The sequence below is a fragment of the [Phormidium] sp. LEGE 05292 genome (assembly GCF_015207735.1).
Lineage (GTDB): Bacteria > Cyanobacteriota > Cyanobacteriia > Cyanobacteriales > Aerosakkonemataceae > Floridanema.
Map to the genome: position 1 here is coordinate 51,552 of NZ_JADEWG010000001.1, position 16,530 is coordinate 68,081.

Below are 16,530 nucleotides of genomic sequence, written 5' to 3' on the forward strand. Positions count from 1 at the left end.
ACAGTTAACTTTTTAGACCATAATTGATAGCTGATAACTGTTGACTGTAAACGACTGAAGTCGGCACAACCTACCTTAAAAAGAGTAAACTCTTCCAGTTTCATCAATATAAACTGACCTGTCTTCGTCTGCGGGATTAGTTGCTAAACGAATGCGAACAAAGAGTTGATTTTGTTGAGGGTCAGTACTGTAGTCAAATGCCAATATTTGTGGAGAATAAATATTAACATTAACAATATCTTGAACTTGATTAATGCTTCCTGCTGTAAAACTACTTGTGCCGTTTGGAGGCAAATTTCCCGCTGCACTACGACCTAAACTATAATTAACAGGAAAACCAGATTGATTCAAAATAGTGATTTTAATCGGTTGTTTTGGGTCAATCTGTGCTTGAGGTTGCCAGAAACCTGTCGAAAAAGTGTTTGCACCTGTTTTAGGTTGAGAAAAAACAGCATTAGGAATTGTTACACTGATGCTGGTAAGTAGTACCAAAGCAGTTAAAAATCTTATTTTCATCTTTACCTTTCTTTACCAATTGTGCTTAATATTTAAATTTTGGTAGTTCATTTTAATAGTATGCTTACTGTGAAGAATTTTTGTTTTTTATACTAAAAATTTTTAGATTTGGGAATTGATAATCGCAGATAAAACTGTAGAGACGTTGTATACAACGTCTCTACAAAACTAATCAGGTAATTTTCAGACTGTTAAGCATTCAACGGGAGAGGGTTGAAAAATTCTTTCTCCAGTTAAACTAAAGGCGCGGACTTCGGTAATTTTGACTTTGACTATTTGACCTTTTAATTCGCTGATATTGCCAGGGAAAAAGGTCAAACGATTTCCGCGAGTTCTTCCCATTACTTGAGTTAAATCTTTGGGATTTTGGTCTTCGACTAAGACTTCTTCGATGCGGTTTTGGTAGCGTTGCGATCGCTCAAATGCTTTAATAGAAACCAAGTGATTTAAACGTTGCAATCTATCCGCTTTCACCTCTTCCGAAAGTTGATTTGACCACACAGCCGCAGGCGTACCCGGACGCGGAGAATAAGCAGCAGTATTTAATAAATCAAAACCAATCTCTTCTACTAATTTCAACGTATTTTCAAACTGTGCTTCCGTTTCCCCAGGAAAACCGACAATCGCATCCGCACTAATCGCCGCATCTGGCATATAACTCCGAATTGTATTAATAATTCGGCGGTATTTTTCCTGAGTATAACCCCTAGCCATTGCCTTGAGAATTTCGTTATCTCCTGATTGAAAAGGAATGTGGAAATGTTCGCAAACTTTTGGCAATTCCGCACAAGCTTTGATCAATCTTTCGGTAAAATAACGAGGGTGAGAAGTAGCAAAACGAATCCGTTCAATACCAGGAACATCATGAATAAAATACAGCAAATCTGTTAGTGTGTGTTTGTGTCTTCCTTCCGGTGTCACTCCTGGTAAATCTCGACCGTAAGCATCGATATTTTGACCGAGTAAAGTTATCTCTGTATAACCCTGACTTGCTAACTCTTCAACTTCCCGACGAATCGCTTCAGGAGTGCGAGATTGTTCCACACCTCGCACATTGGGAACAACACAATAAGTGCAACGTTCATTGCAACCATAAATCACATTCACCCAAGCAGTAACAGCACTATCACGCCGAGGCTTGGTGATATCTTCCATAATATGAACAGCTTCGGTAGCAACTACTTGATTGCCATTAAAAACTTGTTCCAATAAATCTTCTAAACGGTTAGCGTGTTGCGGCCCCATTACTAAGTCTAATTCAGGCACGCGCCGCAGTAAAGCTTCACCTTCTTGTTGCGCCACACAACCTGCAACAATTAATGTTAAATCCGGTTGTTCTAGTTTGCGTTTCGCCTGTCTTCCCAGATAAGAATAAACTTTTTGTTCGGCATTATCCCGAATTGTACAGGTATTGTAGAGAATCAGACTAGCATCATTAGGATCTTCCGACCACTCAAAACCCATATCTTCCAAGATACCAGCCATGCGTTCCGAGTCGGCTTTATTCATCTGACAGCCGAAGGTGGTAATGTGATAGCGACGGGGAGTAGTGGTCATGGTTCAGTTACGCAAAAAGTTAAATATAAATGACAAACTCTTATAAATTATAGATTTTTGTGATTTGTTTTGGCGAGTTTAGGCGTTAATTTAAAAGTAAAGGGTTTTCTCATCTTATAAATTGACTACTTCCCGCCAAGTAAAAACGATTTGCTCATCCGCTTGACGAAACTCAATATTAAACTTATCAAATACAACTTCTCTGCCCAAAAGCATAACATCTGCCGTATTATTTTGTAACCATGCCACTGGAGCCATAAAAGTATGTCCATCAATAGTCATTTCAACCCTACGTAAAACATACTCTACGCTTCCGCCTATTGCTTGTCCTACTAATATTTCCTCGCCATCAGCCAAAGCATAGCCTAAATCTTGACCAGCTTTGCTAGAAATTACGCTAAAATCTGCACCTGAATCAACTACCATATTTGTATTTATAACCAACTCATTATGCTTTAGAGTCACTGGATAATCAGGCGACCATTCATGACGGCTGACTGTGCGAAAATAAATTGGTAAAATCACAATAGAGCCAGTAAAACCAGGAACTAAATAAATTAAATAAATCTCTCCAGAAGCGTCTGCTTTCTCAATAACTTCGCGCAGATTTTCACCATGAGTAATAATTCCGTTAGTATTATATGCCACATATTGATGAGCATATTTTTTAAAGAGTTGCCGATTTCGATTTAACCATTTTACGATTTCCCGACCTTCTTCGGGAGAGGGTGTTTTGCTCATAGATTTTACCGTTGATGAAGTGATAGTAGCGATCGCACAAATCCCCTTATGATATAATTCAAGTTTAGCAATTATGTATTTGGTTGATAAAGTGGCGATCGCTTTTCCACATCTACCTCTGAAAATCAAGAAATTTCTATGGTAATTTTTTTTCCTAAAGCATGGGCATATCTTGCTAGAGTAGAAATGCCAACATTTTCTCCATGATTCTCTATTCTAGAGCTTAGGGAGAAATATCTATCTAATGACTGATAAATAAGATTTCCACGCGATCTAGTTTTTGAAGAAAACTAGAGAACAGGAGTTTAGTTTGTAAGCAAGATAGTTACATCCGACTACATAGTTGGATACTGAACATTTAGCAGAAACGAGGATATTAAGATGACTCTAAACCAGCAAGGAATAGTCATGATGCCTCAAGAAGGCGATGTGGTGACAGTTGTCGGTGATATTGTCACTTTTAAGGCATTGGGGCAGAATACTCAGGGACAATATGCCCTGATTGAGATTGTATGTAATCCAGAGGTGGGCACGCCCCCCCATATTCATAGCCGTGAAGATGAAGCGTTTTACATTCTTGAGGGTGAAGTTGAGTTTCGCTTAGATGACCAAACTATTTTGGCGACACCCGGTACATTCTTGCATTCTCCCAAGGGACAAAAACACAGCTTCAAAAATACTGGAACGACGCAAGCGCGAATGTTATGTTGGGTAACACCTGCTGGTTTGGAAATGTTCTTTGCTGAAGTTGGCAGACCTGTAACCGATCCATTGAATCTACCTGTGCCCGATCAGGCTGCGATCGACAAACTGCTAGCGACTGCACCAAAGTATGGGCTGACAATCTTACCCCCCGAAGCATAAAGTGGCTCTCCCTTACTTTTGGTGGAAAACCCTGATTTTAGGGACTCTTGACTGGGGATAACAGGCAAGATACCTGTCCTACGGGACTGGGATTCCTGATAAATCAAGGATTTCACAAAACAATAAAGTTTATTTATCACCAGAAGTACAGGAGAGCCAAATTGTGATTCCTCTGTTTCCCCTCTCTCTTCTCTTTGCGTCCTATAGCGCTATCGCGCATGGCTTCGCTAGCGCGTTCTTTGCGGTTTAAAAAAAGTCGATCGCAACGTCTACTTAAATATTACCCAGTTTAATTAACTCTATTTTCAACAAAATTAACCATTAAAATGAAGTGTAAAATAAAAAGTGCTGCCTTCGTTTAACACACTTTGTACCCAAATTTTGCCGCCGTGCTGTTCAATAATACTACGACAAATAGACAACCCTAAGCCAGTGCCGCCTTTTTCACGAGAATCTGAAACATTGACTTGTTGAAATTGTTCAAAAATACTTTCTAGCTTATCCTCTGGAATGCCTCGACCTTGGTCTTGGACTGAGAAAAGCGCGACGAATGGAAGCTCTTTTTCAGTTAATAAATCATTAGGAATAACTTCGGCGCTGATAGTAATTGTTGAATTTGGTGGAGAGAATTTAATGGCATTACTGAGGAGATTGGTTATTGTTTGAACGATCGCATCAGCATCAGCCCAAACTTCTAGCGCACAGGGGATGATAGACAGAGTAATCTGGTTTTGTTCCGCTTGAGTTCGCATTACATCAACTGATTGCTGGATTAACTCAGCCACAGCACATTGCTGGAAGTTGAACTTTGTTTGTCCTGATTCCAAGCGGCGCAAATCGAGAATATCATTGACTAAGCGCACTAGACGCTCGCTTTGTCTAGCAGCAATGTCAATCATATTCTTCATCTTTTCCGGTTTTTTATCAAAAATGCCCGCAGCAACCAAACCCAGAGCACCGCGAATTGAAGTTAAAGGGGTTCTGAGTTCATGACTGACTATGGAAATAAACTCTTGTTTCATCTGGTCAATTTTGCGTCTTTCGGTAATATCTTCCACAGTCCCAACGAACAGAATCACCGTTCCATCACTTGACTTGATTGGTGCAGTTCGCACTTGGGTATAACAGATTTTTCCTTGACGATCTTGGTAGCGCACTTCGTTAAATATGCCTTCCTTACCTGCGGCTACTACCTCTGACCAATATTGAAACACCCATTGGCGATCGTCAGGATGGATAAATTCTTTCCAACCATCCCCCAATGCTTCCTCAGCTGATGCACCGATAATCTGTTGATAGAGGGGATTGGTATAGATAGTTTTGCCTGCAATGTCGCTGAGGAAAATGCCAATGGGAGAGAACTCACTCAACGATCGGAATGTTTCTTCACTTTGTCGCAAAGCTGCTTCGGCTTGTTTGCGGAAGGTAATGTCATTGTTAATTTCTAGGATTTTAATCGGTCTACCCATCGCGTCTTTTTGCAATACCCAACGGCTAGCAACGGTTATGGATTGATGATTTCGATGTTGATGTACTAGTTCTCCTTCCCAGTAGCCTTGGTCAAATAATTGGGCTTGAATCTCTGTTAATGGTTGAGTAAATTGGGTTTTTAATAGAGTATGAGTTTCCTTTCCCAAGGCTTCGGCTGGAGTCCAACCATACATTTGTTGGGCTCCTTGGTTCCAGAAAGTAATTACCCAATTCAAATCGCAGGTCATGATTGTGTCATGTGCCAAATCTAGCAATTGTGCTTTTTCTGATAACAGGAATTGAGTATGTTGCTGTTCAAGTAAAGCTTCCAGTAATCGATCGTTTATTTGATTCAATTGGACAGTTCGTTTAAATACTCTTTGCTCAAGTTCAGCATTTAGTTGTTGTAAAGCAAGTTCGGCTTGTTTGCGCTGGGAAATATCAACAGAAAAAACGATAATGCCACCAATTTCACCTGTAGCAGTATGCCAAGGATGAATCTCCCAGAAGAGCCATTGCTGCGATCCATTTGCCCGGACAAACAAATCTTCTTCAGATTTCTCGATCGCCCCTGCCAAACAACGTTGATGAATCTGTCGCCAACGTTCGGGAATGTCGGGAAAGATCTCGTAGTGCGATCGACCAATCAGAGATTCCACCGCACCAAGGTTATATTCATCTACCCAACGCTGACTTGCCATTATATAGCGCATATCCCGATCCAACATCGCAATCCCAGCAGGCGCACACTGGGCAAATAACCGCAGGAGAGCTTCGCTTTGTTTGCGTTGTGCCAGTTCCGTTTGCACTTGTTCCCACAAAGTAGATTGCCCAAGCGCGACGCTGACTTGGGCTGCTAACTGCTGCAAAAGGTTGATTTCTGAATCTTGCCACTGACGCGGTGCGGCACAGTGATGGGCTGCGAGTAACCCCCACAATCGATCGCCCTCGATTACGGGAACGACTAAGTTTGCCCTGACTTGTAAATTTGCCAGAAATTCAACGTGACAGGGACTAATGCCGGAATTATAAATATCAGATTTAGCTGTAACTAAGCCTTGTTTAAAAGGTTCGACATACTCTTCGCCAATGCAAGGGTCGTAAATCTGGAGTGGTAAAATCGGCATCCATTCATCTGCCACCGACTCAACTACAGTCGTTCCTCCCCAGCCAGGAGAAAATCGAAAAATTATGACGCGATCGGTTTTGAGATATTCTCGCACTTCATCTACTGTGGTTTGCAGAATATCTTGTAAATTGAGAGAATTCCGTATGCGTTGGGTGCTTTCTGACACTAACCGCTGTTGTTCAAATTGGTGTCGCAGCTGTAGAGACGTTGCTTGCAACGTCTCTACAGCTTGTTTTCTGGCATCGATCGCCATAATCGTTCCCGACATTCGCACAGGTTGCCCTTGTAGGTTATAAAAGGCTTTTCCCCGTCCTTCAACCCAGTGAATGCTACCATCTGCCCAGACAATTCGGAACTCATGATTGTAGGAAGTGTGGTTTTTTAAGGATTGGTCGATCGCCTGATTTAATCCTTGTCGATCGTCAGGATAAAGAGAACTATCAAAGGTTTCATATCTCCCATCAAAACTACCAGGCGCTAAACCAAATAACTGTTCGTGTTCTGGCGACCAAATAATTTTCCCCGTCACCATATCCCAATCCCACATCCCCATTTGTGCAGCATTTAAGGCAGTTTGTAGGCGTTGGGCACTTTCTTCCTGGAATTTATGGCTTAGTCGTTCAACTTTGTGTTTGCTTGCCTTTAAATTTGCACTCAGGAGATTGATAATTAAGGCAACGAAGGTAAAAATTCCTAACCGTAGCAGATCGTCAAAAACAGGTGTCCATTGGTAGATTGGGGGAATCAAGAAGTAGTCGATCGCCAGCACTGACAAAACAACAGATACAATACCGGGATAAATGCCCCCATACCAGGTACTCACAATCACAGCAACGAAGAAAAACGCCCCCAGCGTCCCAGTCATTAACGGCTTTAACCAGATTGTCAGCAGCAGAGCGATTCCTGTGGACGCGATAGCCACTAGGTAGGGCAGTAACTTGTGATACCCTCTAAATTTCATCCTGCTTTCTCTGGTATGGTAATTTTCCAGCTTTTCAGCAATTTTGCTACTACTGTTATTGATCGATTATACCAGGAGATCTACTTCAAATGAAAGAAATAAAAATTTTTCTCTGTTTCGCTCTTTTCCTATTAATACCTCTAACCGGGCAAAGAGAAAACAAAGCTTTAGCTCATCAATCTTTCTTGATGACACAAGCTACTAATAATGAAAGCGAAAAAGTAATAAATTTAGTGTGGCGACTTCCAGAAGTACAGCAAAAAGCGGCAGAAATCAGGAGGTTATCAAAGGGCAAAGTAAGCGTTAAATTAATGTTAGAAAGTACACCTACTAAAACCGAACCTTACTATACAGTCAGAGTTTTTGAAGATAATCCCGATCGCATTGTCACACTTTATTGGTTTCGCGTTAATATGCCAGAAGAAAAGATTACCGTGCAAGATGAAATCACAGGGGAATACATTTCTTTAGAACAATGGCGAAAAAAATGAAAGTAGTCGAGATACAAAATAACTTTGGGTTAGATGCTTTGATGGTGTGCGATCGTCAAATCCCCACACCTAGTATAGGACAAGTCTTAATAAAATTACGCGCCGCTTCCCTAAATTATCGAGACTTATTAGTAGTGCAAGGTCGTTATAATCCCAAACAAAAATTACCCTTAATTCCCCTTTCCGACGGAGTAGGAGAAATAGTTGCGGTAGGCGAGGGAGTAACGCGAGTCAAAGTAGGCGAAAGAGTTGCTAGTATCTTCTTTCAAAAATGGTTAGCGGGAAAACCATCAAAAGAAGTATTTCGCTCAACTTTAGGTAGTCCTGTAGATGGCGTATTAGCAGAATACATTGTGTTAGATGAAAATGGAGTAATTTCAGTTCCGCAACATCTTTCCGACATCGAAGCTGCTACTTTACCTTGTGCTGCTGTTACTGCTTGGAATGCTTTAATAACTGGTGGTAATTTGAAAGCTGGAGACACTGTACTTTTGCAAGGTACTGGTGGTGTTTCGCTGTTCGCTTTGCAGTTTGCGAAAATGTCTGGTGCGCGAGTAATTATCATTTCCAGCAGTGATGAAAAGTTACAAAAAGCGTTAGATTTAGGTGCAACTGATGGGATTAATTACAAAGTAAATCCTAATTGGGAAGAACAGGTTTATCAATTAACAAATGGTGAAGGTGTTGACTATGTAGTAGAAGTCGGAGGTGCGGGTACTTTACCTAAATCTTTCCGCGCCGTTTCTGTGGGTGGACATATTAGTTTAATTGGTGTTCTCACGGGTACAACATCGGAAGTTAACCATCTACCTGTTGTGCATAAAGCTGTTACAGTTCAAGGTGTTTATGTTGGTTCCCGTGAGATGTTTGAACAGATGAATCGGGCGATCGAATTACATGGAATTAAACCAATTGTCGATCGCACTTTTCACTTTACCGAAGCCAGGGAAGCTTTAGAATATTTGGCAAGTGGGGCGCATTTTGGTAAAGTTTGTCTGAGTTTTGACTAATTTTGAATTTTTCACCGCAGATGAAAGCAGATAAACGCAGATAAAGAAGCATCAAAAATACTCTTCCCCAGCCCCCAATCCCCAGTCCCTAGTCCCCGTTAACCTGCTTTCCAAGTACCATGAAATCCCATCGGTACAACGCTGGGTAATCCTAGTTTACACACTGGTTCATCGTCTAATCTTTCGCTATCAAATACCCAAACTTCGCTTTGATTATTGTTGCCATCATAGACAACTGTTAACACCCAAGATTGATTAGGATTTAGGGAATCTGGAGCATAAATTGGTTCTACAGGATAGTGATTTTCGCCTAAGTTTGCTTCTTGGAGGTTGTTTGTTTTGTGGTCAAAACGTGCGATCGTACTATATATTTCCCTAGTAGTATCCGAATTTTTGCCATGCAAAGACATGAAAGTGTAGCGAGAAAATTCGCCGACATTTTCCTGGGGTACAATGGGAAATTCACCATCTCGATCGAGCAATTCTTCACTAGATTTTACTTTAGCAGTTTGCGGATCGAGACGCACTTGCCACAAGGTTGATTTAGCAGGAAGTTGAATTTCTCCTGTTGGTAATTGTTTGAGACGTTGATTAGTTTGAAAATCTTGATAACGAAAGAAATCAATGACAATTTCTCCGTTATTATCTACATAACCATTGCTAAAATGCCATTGATACCAAGGTTCTGCTACACTTTTACTTACTAAGGATAAGGTTGTGCGATCGAAAATTAAAATCTCTGTTCCTAACTGCGGTTTCCATTCCATAGCATCGCTAAAACTCTCTAAACCAAAAACTGTTGGTAACAAATTTATTCGCACTGGCGGAATGAAAAATATTAAATATTTCCCAGCCATGACAAAATCATGAACTAAAGGAACTCCACTCACAGTGGAACTAGATTTTTGCTGGATTTTACCAGTTGAATTACTCTGATAAATATTCAGAGTTGAATCCTTTCCCAGCGTCACGCCAAAATTAAAAATTTCTCCCGTTTTAGCATCACATTTTGGATGAGCAGAAAAAGATAAATTATCACCTAAAGCAGATAAATCATCTAAACCTTGAGTTTGCAAAGTTTCTAAATTTAAAGCATGAGGTTTTCCGCCTTCCCATAATGCTAAAAGCTTATCTGGTAATGCCAAAACTGAAGTATTAGCAGCATTTTTGACTGGTTTAATCCACTGATTCCAAAAAGGCCCAGGCGCAGTCATGCCATAATTAGGATAGAGGTATTTATTTGCTTTTGATTCTGCTAAATATCCAGCAGTTTGCACATAGCGATAAATTCCTGTAGCACCATTATCGCTAAATTTTACAGCTAAAATTGCGCCATCACCATCAAACCAATGACCAACTTTTTCGCCACCACGCTCCAATCTAGCAGGGCCATTACGATAGAGTGTACCACGCAGACCTTCGGGAATTTTACCTGCAATAATTGACAAAGGAGTTAAGGGAAATTCCTTTGCTGGTTGGGAAATCGCATTTGCCCAAGCTTTACGAGTTGTGGGTTTAGTAATTGTTGTCATCTTTCGTAAGTATGAGAGAGTGATAATTTTGAAATTTAAGTTTGCTTTTTTGCCAACCTGTTAAGTAATAATTGTAGCTAAAAAGTATCTTTGGAGGTATGACTAAGAAGCAATCTCATAGTTAAAATGTTTTTTAGTAGTATTGTGCATAAAAATAAAGATTTTTGTTTGTGTGTTTATGAATGCCTTGTATCAACAAGTAAGACAAAGCCTGTTAAAATTAATTAGTTATGCCATTGAAGCTTTACCAGCTTTTCTGGCGGCGATTATTGTTCTTTGTTTAACTAACTATGTTGCTAATTTGGTAAGAGAGATAGTAAAAAAGATTGGAGTACGTGCTGTTAAGAGTTTATCTTTGCGATCGCTCTTCATCCAAACCAGCTATGTTACAGTTTGGGTAATTGGTATTCTGGTCGCTTCTGTAATTGTTTTTCCTGATTTACGCTTAGGAGATTTAATCGGTTTACTAGGGTTAAGTTCGGTCGCATTTGGTTTTGCTTTTCAAGATATATTCAAAAATTTTTTAGCAGGAATATTGCTATTATTGCAAGAACCTTTCCGCATTGGCGATCAAATAATTGTCCAAGATTATGAAGGTACAGTACAAGATATTGCTATTCGTTCTACACAAATTGTCACCTATCAAGGAGAAATAGTCGTAATACCAAATGCTGTTTTATTTACTAATCCAGTACAAGTATTAACCGCCCAACGTCAGCGTCGCACAGATTTACAAATAGGCATTGACTACAATACAGATTTACGTTCAGCTATAGATGTTTTACTGCAAGCTGTATTAGATATCGAGGGTGTTTTAGCTGAACCAAAACCCGAAGTTGATGGAATAGGTTTTGGGGAAAGTTCGATCGATTTTGTAGTACGCTATTGGACTTTACCCCAAAAAATCCACGTTCGCCGCACTAGAACTAAAGTAATAATTGCCTTAAAAGAAGCGTGCGATAAAGCAGGAATTAATATTCCTTATCCTATCCGCACGCTTTACTATAATGACCAAGAAAAATATAACGATAACGCTGCTATTTTCAAAGGTAGAAAAGCTAGTGAGTGAACAATTACTGAGTAAGATTAGTTAGTTTGATTCTCAGATGCTTGCTGCACTTGTTCCACTGTCAATTCAAGTGCTTGGGCGATTTGTTCAACAGTTAAACCCAGTGCTAATAAACGGGGTACTGCTGCGAATTTAGCTATCATTTCACCTTCCTCTACACCCTCTTCCTTGATGCTTTGGTAAATTCTTGTTTGTTTGAATTCGGTTTCGGTAAAGTTAAACATTTGGCGGATTTCCTCCCTGCTTAATTGAGTGAATTTGTAAACTAAGATTGTTTCTATTAATTCTAGAATTTCTCGCTTGGTTGTGGTATCTGTAATTTGTTCTCGCGCTTGAGAGATTAATTCCCTGGCGCTGGTAACTGCTGTTTCCTCCCTTTCAATTATTAATTGTACAATTCTCAATCCGAAAGTGTTGTTTGCTGCTTCTCCTAATTCATCTAAATAGATGCGTTGTACTTGGGGAGTGGAAAGCAAACTTTGATATGGTATTGTGTCAAATGTTTCTATACTGCGAGTGGGATAAACTACTACCGCACGCCAAAGATTTACGGTTTCGTTTTGGCGGAGATAAAGGAAGATTTCGGAGAATAAGCGGCGGTAAAATGTTGTATCTGGTTGGAATTGGACTTCAGTGAAATATACTGTTTCTGCGTTGGTGTTGGAAACGGGGATGAATACGCCATCTATTCGGAAGGCGGTTTGTTTGATTTCAACTGAGACGAATTGATAGGTGTTGATATCGATGTTTGGTTGTCCGATTAATTCAAAAAAGATGCGGGGAAGGTTTTGAATAGGCGGTAGAATATTGAGTCGGTTTTCACGTTGGTTTTGCTTTTTGGCGTTGAGGTGGAATTTTAGTATTTTAGTGTAGCGTTAAAGCGCAACAACCTACCTTTTTTAGTTTGTCTATGGTTGGTGAATTGCTAATATTTCCTTAATCACTCTGTCTAAATCTTCTCTGGTTAAATTAGAACCTGAAGGTAAACAAATACCATGATTAAATAAATCTTCTGATACCGCACCACCGAAATATTCACAATCAGCAAATACAGGCTGTAAATGCAAAGGTTTCCAAACTGGACGCGCTTCGATTTGCTGTTTGGCAAGTGCTAAACGAACTTGTTCTCTATCTGCACCAAAAGCTTCAGGATTAATTGTTAAACAAGTTAGCCAACGAGTAGCACGTCCAAAGTCGGCTTCTGGCATAAATTCAATTCCAGGTAAGTTTCCTAAAGCTTGTTGGTAAACAGCAAAATTATGTCTTCTGGCGTTTACTCTGTCTTCTAAAACGTGCAATTGTCCGCGTCCAATTCCCGCTAAAACATTACTTAATCGATAATTATAACCTATTTCTGAATGTTGGTAATGGGGAGCGCGATCGCGTGCTTGAGTTGCTAAAAAACGAGCTTTTTCTACTAGTTCTGAATCTTCAGAAACTAACATTCCGCCGCCGGAAGTGGTGATAATTTTATTGCCATTAAATGAGAAAATACCAATTTTGCCAAAAGTACCAGGAGATTTACCTTTATAGCTAGCACCAAGGGATTCAGCCGCGTCTTCAATTAAGGTAATTTCATATTGATTACAAGCTTCTAAAATCGGATTTATATCGGCACTTTGCCCATATAAATGTACAAGAACAACCGCTTTCGGTAATTTGCCAATTTTAGCTTTTTTATCTAATGTTTCCCGTAATAATTCGGGATTCATGTTCCAGGTAGTGCGATCGCTATCAATAAAAACAGGTTTTGCACCCAAATAAGTAATGGGATTAGCACTAGCAATAAAAGTGAGAGTTGAGCAAAACACCTCATCTCCCACTTGAATACCTGCCAATCTTAAAGCTAAATGCAAAGCAGCAGTACCAGAACTCACAGCAGCAGCATGAGAAGCACCCACTACCTCACAAAATTCTTGCTCGAAAGCATCAACATGAGGGCCAACAGGAGCGATCCAATTGGTGTCAAAAGCTTCTTTGACAAACTCCAATTCGCGACCTCCTATATGAGGCGTTGACAAAAGAATTGGTTTAGGCACCTTGGGGAATAATCAATTTATTTTTTACAAACAAAGTATAGCATCCCTCTAATAGGTTCGTTAGCTAGTGTTGTTAGTGATTCATGAATCCTACCTTGACTCAGTTGGTAACGAGAACCAAAAGCAACAACATCGAAATTCACATCTGTTAATAGCTGATAAGCTTCTGGAAGTTTATACCAATAAACATGAGCTCCTTCATCAAACAGTGCTGCCAAGTTTGGTCGTTTCTCAAACCTCAGCCAAGGAAGATATTGAATTGAACGATTTGACCCGCGTAACTTTCTCAACAAGCGTATATACTCCACATAAGGACGGTATAAAGCACTGCTGAGTCTGGAGTCAAAACTGAGGAATGAAAATAAGGCAGTCCCCCCTACCTTAAGAATTCGGTAAGCTTCCTTTAAAGCTTTTAATCTTCCCAATTCATCATCTATGGAAGAAATCATTTGACCTAAATATAAGATTTGATCGAAGCTACAATCTTCATAATTTAATTGAGTAGCATCTTGAACCTGAAAATCAATATTGCTATCTACATCTCTCTGTTTTGCTACCTCAATAAATTCGGGTAAGTAATCAAAACCATAAAGAGAGGTAAAACCTAACTTGCTCATTTCTAACAAAAGTCTTCCTCCTCCTGTGCCAGCTTCAACAGTTTTTTTGCTCCGATCTAAATAGTTGGCAATCAAATATTGTTCTTCAGATGACAAACCATTTCCATAAGCCCAACGTGAAAATTCTTTAGTTTGGTAAACTTCTTTATTGCAGAAAGCTTTTTTTAGCGCGATCATATCAACACCTCTCACTTATTTTTTCTCAAGGATTTGTTAAATGGAAAAAGCAAATATCTGGCAGTTTTGTAATCAATAAATCTCAAACAAAAACAGCATTAGCTCTATGATTGCTGAGAGTTTTACTTACCCTTTTTCGTCTTGATTAATTTGACTTTCTTGAAGCTTTTTATTAACCATTTTTCGCAGAATTTCTGTATTATCTTTGATATCTGCAAGTTGTTCCTTTGCTTCCTCTTTATCAAGAAAACCTGCAATCACTTCCCTAGAGAGCAAATTTAACTCTGGATGATAACCCAATCTTTGGTATATGGGATATTCTATTAAACCAGGAATAACACAATTTGTGCTGTTTCCATGTATTTTCACAGTTTTCCAACCGATATCATCCAGCATTTTGTAAACGTCTTTTTCTGTTAATTGCAAAGCAAATGGTAGAGAAAAGAACTGCATATTTAGTCCTGATGCTTCATCTTTTACCCACCGCACAGAACGAACTTCTGGTTCAATCCAACGCCACCAGTTACGGCCTAAAATCACCCGATTAATACCCTTGTCTCCACAGTATTTTTGAATTTCTTTGTGGAACATTTCCCCGCATTTATAGCAAGGATAGCCATTAGTAAAATTTTTATCCATCATCTCTTTTACAAAAGGCGCGAGCTCTATGTTTAAAACAACGAGTTCCACGCCTAACTTGTCGCATAAAATTATACCATTATTGATAACTTGTTCTGGAATAAACCCGTTTTGTACTAAGACAGCAACCACCTCTAAATTCAACTTCTTTTTCGCCCAATAAAGAGCCGCAGCACTGTCTTTCCCTCCAGAAAATGCTACTACTGCATCTAGATTAGCTCCTTTCTCTCGCGGGGTATTGATAAATGTTTCCAATTCGCTCTGGAGAATTTCTAACTTGAAATTCTTTTTGTAAGTCATACACATATTACAAAGACCATCAGAGCAAATGTAGATGTTTGGTATCCTGGTATCAAACAGACAATTATTACATTCTACAGGTTTGATAAAGGGATTTTTGCCTGTGTTAACCCAAGTCTTAATCATATTTTGCCAATGTATCAGTCGCGCCCGGAAATTATAATTTTCTCGGTTCGCGGAGACATTGCATTTGTAGGGTGAGTAATCTTCTCGTAAAAATTTAGGTAGCAATAAACTAAAGGTGTTAAGTAAAGAAGAATTAGAGTTCATAGTTTGTGTCTCCATTATTTTGGTTGTTAGTTATCTAATTAGAAAATTTTTCCAGTTTAACGAGTAGTCGATTTACTTTTTAATTAACTGGTGATTTTGCGATCGATAAAGCGGGAAAAAATCATTGTCAAAATCATTGCTATATCCATATTTTTCCTCCCAAGCTTGAATAAGCTTTGTATATTTTTCTGGGTTGATAATCATTCGATATGTATAAAAATTAGACCTTAAATCAGAGAATCCAGATTTGAATTTAAACAAAGAATCATCACGGGAACCTACACCTCCACCTAAATGAAGCAAGCGATTTCCATTTTCTTTAGCCCAGCGCCGTATCACATCAATTTCTAACTTAGAAGGTGCTAGATAAAGATATTTTTGAAATGTTCCTGAAAGATAGGTTTGTACAATGCCATTAATTGAGATAAACAATAAACTGGAAGCGACTTCTCCTTCAGGGGATAAGATGGTGCAAAGGTGCAAGCGATCGCCAAGAATAGAACGCAACTCAACAAAGTAACTCTCATCAAAAAAGTAAAACTCACTAGCCGATACACGCTGCATAGTTGCCCGGTACAGGGCAATAAATTTATCAAAAAAGCTCCAATCATCAATCAAAGCTTGAAAACCCAATCTGGTCAGCTTATTAATATCTTTCCTGTGATTTTTTGTGGTTTGCGACCACATTTCTTCAACAGATGAAGACAGATCAATATATACAGTTTGACCATGTTTGACAACTGTTCCAAATTTAGCTAACACATCTAAATTTTGCGGCAGTAAAGGATGCAAACGGAAGAACGCACTAATCATTCCAGATGCCGCTCCCATCTCTCGAAAAGACTTGAGAAACATCTCTAAATTCGATGTATCATCAGGAGGAATTAAGAGAGGTGTTGGATAGCCATAAGGGGTAGTCGCATCGTACCAGTTATCAGGTGCTTTCAGGTTTTCTGGAATCTTTCGAGTTAAAAGAGGAACCAAAAACGCCGCTTCATCTGTCTCTCCATAGAAAGCAATAGGTTGACTTTGTTCATATTTTGCTGATAAAGAAACATACTCTGGCAGATGGTAAAAATCGTGAAAAGTCAGTGATAAAAAACGTTTCCATTTTGGATCGCAAGGCAAAATAAATTCTGACAACATGA

General features: G+C 39.3%; 14 protein-coding genes. 4 read left to right on the top strand and 10 right to left on the bottom strand.

Features of this window, described 5'->3' with window-relative positions:
* Window positions 1-75: 75 nt before the first annotated feature.
* The 3 genes from IQ264_RS00180 to IQ264_RS00190 all read right to left on the bottom strand — a co-directional run bounded on the left by IQ264_RS00180 (window position 76) and on the right by IQ264_RS00190 (window position 2,943).
* Window positions 76-516: a hypothetical protein gene (locus IQ264_RS00180; protein WP_193977403.1), complete on the bottom strand. Its 441-nt coding sequence runs from the start codon at window positions 514-516 to the stop codon at window positions 76-78.
* 183 nt (window positions 517-699) lie between these two features.
* A complete protein-coding gene (miaB, locus tag IQ264_RS00185; RefSeq protein ID WP_193977405.1) occupies window positions 700-2,073 on the bottom strand; it encodes a tRNA (N6-isopentenyl adenosine(37)-C2)-methylthiotransferase MiaB in 1,374 nt (457 codons plus the stop codon).
* A gap of 114 nt (window positions 2,074-2,187) precedes the next feature.
* Window positions 2,188-2,943, bottom strand: a complete 756-nt coding sequence (locus IQ264_RS00190; protein WP_228061180.1) for a retropepsin-like domain-containing protein — start codon at window positions 2,941-2,943, stop codon at window positions 2,188-2,190.
* A gap of 252 nt (window positions 2,944-3,195) precedes the next feature.
* On the opposite strand from IQ264_RS00190, the gene IQ264_RS00195 reads away from it, so the two are divergent.
* Complete coding sequence (locus tag IQ264_RS00195) at window positions 3,196-3,678, top strand: quercetin 2,3-dioxygenase (protein ID WP_193977407.1); 483 nt, start codon at window positions 3,196-3,198, stop codon at window positions 3,676-3,678.
* Window positions 3,679-3,992: 314 nt separating this feature from the next.
* Here the strand turns inward: IQ264_RS00195 and IQ264_RS00200 are convergent, their stop codons facing one another.
* On the bottom strand, window positions 3,993-7,238 hold the full coding sequence (locus IQ264_RS00200) for a PAS domain S-box protein (protein ID WP_193977409.1): 3,246 nt from the start codon (window positions 7,236-7,238) through the stop codon (window positions 3,993-3,995).
* 89 nt (window positions 7,239-7,327) lie between these two features.
* On the opposite strand from IQ264_RS00200, the gene IQ264_RS00205 reads away from it, so the two are divergent.
* Both IQ264_RS00205 and IQ264_RS00210 read left to right on the top strand, forming a co-directional pair.
* Window positions 7,328-7,729, top strand: a complete 402-nt coding sequence (locus IQ264_RS00205; RefSeq protein ID WP_193977411.1) for a hypothetical protein — start codon at window positions 7,328-7,330, stop codon at window positions 7,727-7,729.
* Window positions 7,726-8,739 carry a zinc-dependent alcohol dehydrogenase family protein gene (locus IQ264_RS00210; RefSeq protein WP_193977413.1) on the top strand — a complete coding sequence of 338 codons (1,014 nt, stop codon included), beginning with the start codon at window positions 7,726-7,728 and terminating at the stop codon, window positions 8,737-8,739. Before IQ264_RS00205 ends, IQ264_RS00210 begins: the two co-directional genes overlap by 4 nt.
* Window positions 8,740-8,837: 98 nt before the next feature.
* Here the strand turns inward: IQ264_RS00210 and IQ264_RS00215 are convergent, their stop codons facing one another.
* A complete protein-coding gene (locus tag IQ264_RS00215; RefSeq protein WP_193977415.1) occupies window positions 8,838-10,271 on the bottom strand; it encodes a carotenoid oxygenase family protein in 1,434 nt (477 codons plus the stop codon).
* A gap of 178 nt (window positions 10,272-10,449) precedes the next feature.
* Here IQ264_RS00215 and IQ264_RS00220 point away from each other — a divergent pair, with 178 nt between their 5' ends.
* A complete protein-coding gene (locus tag IQ264_RS00220; protein ID WP_193977417.1) occupies window positions 10,450-11,340 on the top strand; it encodes a mechanosensitive ion channel family protein in 891 nt (296 codons plus the stop codon).
* A gap of 17 nt (window positions 11,341-11,357) precedes the next feature.
* Here the strand turns inward: IQ264_RS00220 and IQ264_RS00225 are convergent, their stop codons facing one another.
* From IQ264_RS00225 to IQ264_RS00245, 5 genes are all read right to left on the bottom strand, one after another.
* Window positions 11,358-12,203, bottom strand: a complete 846-nt coding sequence (locus IQ264_RS00225) for an Rpn family recombination-promoting nuclease/putative transposase (protein ID WP_322744569.1) — start codon at window positions 12,201-12,203, stop codon at window positions 11,358-11,360.
* Between the two features lie 45 nt (window positions 12,204-12,248).
* Window positions 12,249-13,379: a DegT/DnrJ/EryC1/StrS family aminotransferase gene (locus IQ264_RS00230; RefSeq protein WP_193977419.1), complete on the bottom strand. Its 1,131-nt coding sequence runs from the start codon at window positions 13,377-13,379 to the stop codon at window positions 12,249-12,251.
* Between the two features lie 17 nt (window positions 13,380-13,396).
* The gene (locus IQ264_RS00235; RefSeq protein WP_193977421.1) at window positions 13,397-14,173 is read right to left on the bottom strand and encodes a class I SAM-dependent methyltransferase; all 777 of its coding nucleotides are present in this window, start codon (window positions 14,171-14,173) and stop codon (window positions 13,397-13,399) included.
* A 126-nt stretch (window positions 14,174-14,299) separates the two neighbouring features.
* The gene (locus IQ264_RS00240; RefSeq protein WP_193977423.1) at window positions 14,300-15,382 is read right to left on the bottom strand and encodes a 7-cyano-7-deazaguanine synthase; all 1,083 of its coding nucleotides are present in this window, start codon (window positions 15,380-15,382) and stop codon (window positions 14,300-14,302) included.
* 72 nt (window positions 15,383-15,454) lie between these two features.
* Entirely contained in the window at window positions 15,455-16,528 is a 1,074-nt protein-coding gene (locus IQ264_RS00245; protein ID WP_193977425.1) for a GNAT family N-acetyltransferase, read from the bottom strand.
* Window positions 16,529-16,530 lie beyond the last annotated feature (2 nt).